Source organism: Leptolyngbya sp. FACHB-671, assembly GCF_014695745.1.
Lineage (GTDB): Bacteria > Cyanobacteriota > Cyanobacteriia > Elainellales > Elainellaceae > JAAUTN01.
In genome coordinates, this window is record NZ_JACJOV010000029.1 from 1 (window position 1) to 4166 (window position 4166).

Genomic DNA, 4166 nt, shown 5'->3' on the forward strand with positions numbered 1-4166 from the left:
ATCCCAATCTCGAAAGTGCCAGAACTGAGATGGAAGTCAATTACTTTGGCACACTGACGATAGTTCAAGCGTTAGCTCCGGTTCTCAAGCAAAACGGGGGCGGGGCGATCGTTAATGTTTTATCCATCTTGGCTCAAGCAACGTCTCCGGTCATTGGGACTTACTCTGCCTCAAAAGCAGCAGCCTTAGCGTTGACCAAAGGAATTCGAGCAGAACTTGCAGCACAAGGCACATTTGTTGTGGCTGTCATGCCTGGAACCATTGATACAGAAATGAGCAAAGACTATGCAGGTCCTAAAGTTTCTCCCATGGAAGTCGCGCAAGCTACCTTACAGGCGATCGCAGATGAAATTGAGGACGTGTATCCAGGTGAACAAGCGACCGCCACAGCTGCCCAGCTAGTGAGCGATCCAAAAGCAGTTGAAAAGCAAATGGCTGCTCTATTGCCTAAGGCATCAACTTAAGCACATGAAAATATTCGATTCTCGGATTCTTAGAGCTTACCCAAGTCGCGGTTTAATGATGCCCATCATCCGCCCCAGATACCCTTTGAATTCCAATAGATAACTTCTCAACGGTCGGTGTGCATGGGCGTTAGGCTGCGATCGCTTCTCAAGTCCATAAACTTGGTGCGTCCCCAGGAATTTGTCAGCGGAGTAATTGATGGTTGTAATGGGGGAACACACCCTACAAGATCTGCGATCGCACTTGTTTAGGAATGCTCTGCAAGGGCTATGAAAATTTGCGACAAGCGTTCTAAATCAAGCTGGTGTAGTCCGTCCTGAGTCTGTTTTGAGACGGGCACAGCTAACCAATGGTGCGGGTTGGCGAAAGCAAACTCGATTCCAATCGGCTTTTCCTGCAGTTGTAAGTAGCGATTTGCGTCATTGCTAGCTAGGTGCTCAATGGGATAGGCATCGGCTTTTCCATGCCATAGTATAACTTGCCCGAAGGAATTCCATAGATTGACCAATCCCATCTCAATATGTGCTGGTAGACCAACAAAGAGTGGTTGTTCAATACCTAAGTATCCACTAAATAGCTTGGCAACCACTGACAGGTCGAGTTGTGAATGATGGGTAAGAGCTATCACAAGTTGCTCCATAGATAAAGGTTCGTAAGCCTTAATTTGAGGTCGAATCCCTACGAAGGCTTCTCCATAGGGGTGTTCAAAAAACACTTCAAATGCTACATCGGTTCCTTGGTAGGCGTATAAAGCAGCCTTATCCTCAGCCTGCAGTGGGGTGAACACAGGCAGGTGCAGTGCGCTTTCCCATACCCCGTCAAAACCCACTTGAACGTAGAGTGGTTTACCCAATTTTTTCGATAGATTTGTCGTGTTCATCAAAACCTCTAATGGAACTTGGGGCGAGGACTGAGAGAAAAGACCTTAAAGTCCAGGTAGTTCTAGAAGCGGACGATCATTGTGAGTGGAATAGGTGGCAGCTAACAATGCTCATCACCCACTGTAGATATCTTCTCGAACCCAATAGATAAACCTTGACGGTCCGTGTGCATGAGCATCGTTAGGCAGCGATTTTGCAGAGATGAATCTATACATCGAAGTTATTGGAAACTAGCTTTTCTTTTACAGGAGAAATAACGATTTAAGTCTTTACTACTGACCATATAAACTGCAATAGCAGCACTGAGAACAGCCATGACCAAACTTCCAACAGTCAAGGCAACGGAAAGCTTTGAACTTAGTGCAAGAACGATTGTGATGAGACTGGCAACTAGTAAACTACAGATGCCTACCAAAAGCCATTTTGCCCATTTCCTTCCCTGGATAACAAAGTACATCACGACAACGGTTAGTAAGATCCGACCAATCGCCCAGCGATCTTGCGCCGCAACCACTAAGGCAACATCTAGAATGCAGAGCAGCAGAAACATCGCGATTAATCTGTTTCGAGCTTTCAATGCAGATTGATCGGGTTGGATCATGGGTTTATTAATGAGGTGGGGACATTAATACTTACTGTATGACACTTGTGCTCAGCAGAACTGCCTAACCTCTGTGTTCTGCGGATGCAAATGACATTGAATTAATCACAAAGGTTTGCTTCATTCCGCTGCAATGCACCTGTTAGACCAAACACACGACGGCTTCTTCAATAATTACCGCTTGTAACTTGATCTAGAACCTTCTGTCCTTCAGGTCCAGCCCATATAAACTCAATGAAGTGTCCCAATTCTTCTACCATATTTAGATAGCCAAAAATGAATGCTTCCCCCAAGTTTCCGCTATAAGCAAACTCACGATTAGCTGATTTTAGGTCTCTCTCTACTTCCTGCCAGTCATCAACTTTAAGACCAACATGATGCAATTTCAGCGTGAATTCTTTATCTAAAAACGAGCTGTATGGGTTTGCACCAGAAATGGGTTGAATAAGCTCGATGTGAATGTTGCCCACGCCAGCAAGGGCAACGTTAATACGGGCATCACTAGGCTTACCCATGTAAAGCTGGTTGTCAAATGCAATATCCTTCAAAATCATAAACTTGTTCACGCCCATCTTTTCTTTGAAGTAAACTTGCGCTGCTTCAAAGTTGTTGGTGACGTAGGCCAGTTGGAAGAATCCCTTGCTAAGATAAGCAGCGATTGTACTATCAGCGACAACGGTAGGTTCTGCTGGTATGGTCATGGCTAAATCTTCGAGTGGAGGAAGAACTAATATTTCCTGTAACCCTAGAGTGATTGGACCCGGAGAGCAAGAGGACAACTGCGGCTAAAGGACAGTTATCTTTAGGACTGTAAGTCTAACCTTGCTGTTCAACGGCTGAAAAAGTTTGCAACCGCACTAGTACCTCTTGGCAGTCCATTGCAACAGCATTGTTGTGACTGCCCTGTCCTACAGTGGACTAGCTCCCTTCATATAGGTTGGTTGTCAATCGGTAAATGCCTCTAACAAGCTATCACTGCTCCAACTCTGCAACAGCGCCAAGAATCCATTGTTGGGAGGGACCCCTGAGGCAAACTCAAGACGCGCGTTTTGAGCGATCGCATAGTCTGCCGATGCTGCCAGAACAACCCGCTCATCATCGGAAAATGGTCGTCTGCGAGTAGTTTCGTACTCAACAATAAATGCAGATGCCTCAGCTGGGCTCGGGGTTAGCGGAGCAGGAAAATCCCACTGTGCCGTGAACTGAGCTGCTGCGCGCCCCACCATCTCTGCTTCGGACGCTGCAAATAACGAGTCCCAGTCATACACTACACATACCCGGTCCTGATGAAATCGGCAGTTCTTTACCCCCCAATCTAGATGGGCAGGCATGAGCGGCAGCGCTTTAGCTCGTATGACAGCTTGGGTACGACGCGCGATTTCATCGATCCACTGCGCCTCTGGGTCTTCATCTAGCTTTAAGAAGGAGCGGTGGGAAGCGGACCAAAGTTCATTTCCTCGCGTCGGTGCAAGCGGAAGTCCGGTAGGATTTTCGTGCCCCAGAATGCTAGTGAGTTCTGCCAGTAATCGGGCTAGTTCTTGCCGCACAATCGGCTCATGTGCGTTCCGTACTGTCCCAGCCATGAAGGTGTAGAAAATGCCTGTTATTCCATCTTCGGTTTGGAATAGTCGGGAGCGGGGCGGCGGTGCTGGGAAACCAGACTGCACTACTACGTTTAAGCACCGATGCACGGCTACAAGTTGCGTCAGTAATTGGGATGGGCAAAAGAGCTTGAGGACAACCCACTCGCCCGATGATAGCTCAAGCCCAAATACGGCCCCGACGCTCTTCTCGGCAAAAAGAGCACCCCGAATTTCCTGTCCAAGCTCCTCCCAGACTAAGCGCTCGATGAGCATGGAGATCTGTTGGTTTGATCGCAGTCCGGTGATCGTCGCTAAGTCCGCTCGCCATTCACCCTCGAACTCAATGTCAAGTAGATCCTGAAGTGGAAGCAGTTTAGTCATCGTCCTCATATCACTTCAACGGAAGGCATCAGGGTAGATGGTTGGGGCGAGCGCCGTTTTTCAAAGCTCTGGTTTCACTGCCAAGGTGTGCTTTATCGTTCTGCTCAAACGCACAAGCCTCCACTGGGAAATAGGAGAATTGCGTGTTTGAACGATTCGGCTATGAAGGGTCTTTGGAGGCTGATTGTGCTGGCTCTAAATCAACTGGGTAAATTCCGACTACGAAACGACCGTCATCTGCGCTACAAGCTACAG

5 protein-coding genes are annotated in these 4166 nt (G+C 47.7%); 1 reads left to right on the forward strand and 4 read right to left on the reverse strand.

Annotation, left to right across the window (positions count from 1 at the left end):
- Positions 1–464 (forward strand): SDR family NAD(P)-dependent oxidoreductase (locus H6F93_RS01030; protein ID WP_190678412.1); only part of this gene is annotated, 464 nt, incomplete at its 5' end.
- Positions 465–712: 248 nt separating this feature from the next.
- Here H6F93_RS01030 and H6F93_RS01035 read toward each other — a convergent pair.
- The 4 genes from H6F93_RS01035 to H6F93_RS01050 all read right to left on the reverse strand — a co-directional run bounded on the left by H6F93_RS01035 (position 713) and on the right by H6F93_RS01050 (position 3911).
- Positions 713–1345, reverse strand: coding sequence for a hypothetical protein (locus H6F93_RS01035; RefSeq protein WP_190678414.1), 633 nt, complete (start codon positions 1343–1345; stop codon positions 713–715).
- A 221-nt stretch (positions 1346–1566) separates the two neighbouring features.
- A complete protein-coding gene (locus tag H6F93_RS01040) occupies positions 1567–1947 on the reverse strand; it encodes a hypothetical protein (protein WP_190678417.1) in 381 nt (126 codons plus the stop codon).
- A gap of 167 nt (positions 1948–2114) precedes the next feature.
- Positions 2115–2648 (reverse strand): VOC family protein, encoded by a 534-nt coding sequence (locus tag H6F93_RS01045; RefSeq protein WP_190678426.1) that lies wholly within the window; start codon positions 2646–2648, stop codon positions 2115–2117.
- 243 nt (positions 2649–2891) lie between these two features.
- A complete protein-coding gene (locus tag H6F93_RS01050) occupies positions 2892–3911 on the reverse strand; it encodes a phosphotransferase (protein ID WP_190678435.1) in 1020 nt (339 codons plus the stop codon).
- Positions 3912–4166 lie beyond the last annotated feature (255 nt).

What these genes read in the sequence shown, in the direction of transcription:
- H6F93_RS01035 (WP_190678414.1), bottom strand. Translation starts at nt 1,345, where the DNA reads ATGAACACGACAAATCTATCGAAAAAATTGGGTAAACCACTCTACGTT.
- H6F93_RS01040 (WP_190678417.1), bottom strand. Translation starts at nt 1,947, where the DNA reads ATGATCCAACCCGATCAATCTGCATTGAAAGCTCGAAACAGATTAATC.
- H6F93_RS01045 (WP_190678426.1), bottom strand. Translation starts at nt 2,648, where the DNA reads ATGACCATACCAGCAGAACCTACCGTTGTCGCTGATAGTACAATCGCT.
- H6F93_RS01050 (WP_190678435.1), bottom strand. Translation starts at nt 3,911, where the DNA reads ATGACTAAACTGCTTCCACTTCAGGATCTACTTGACATTGAGTTCGAG.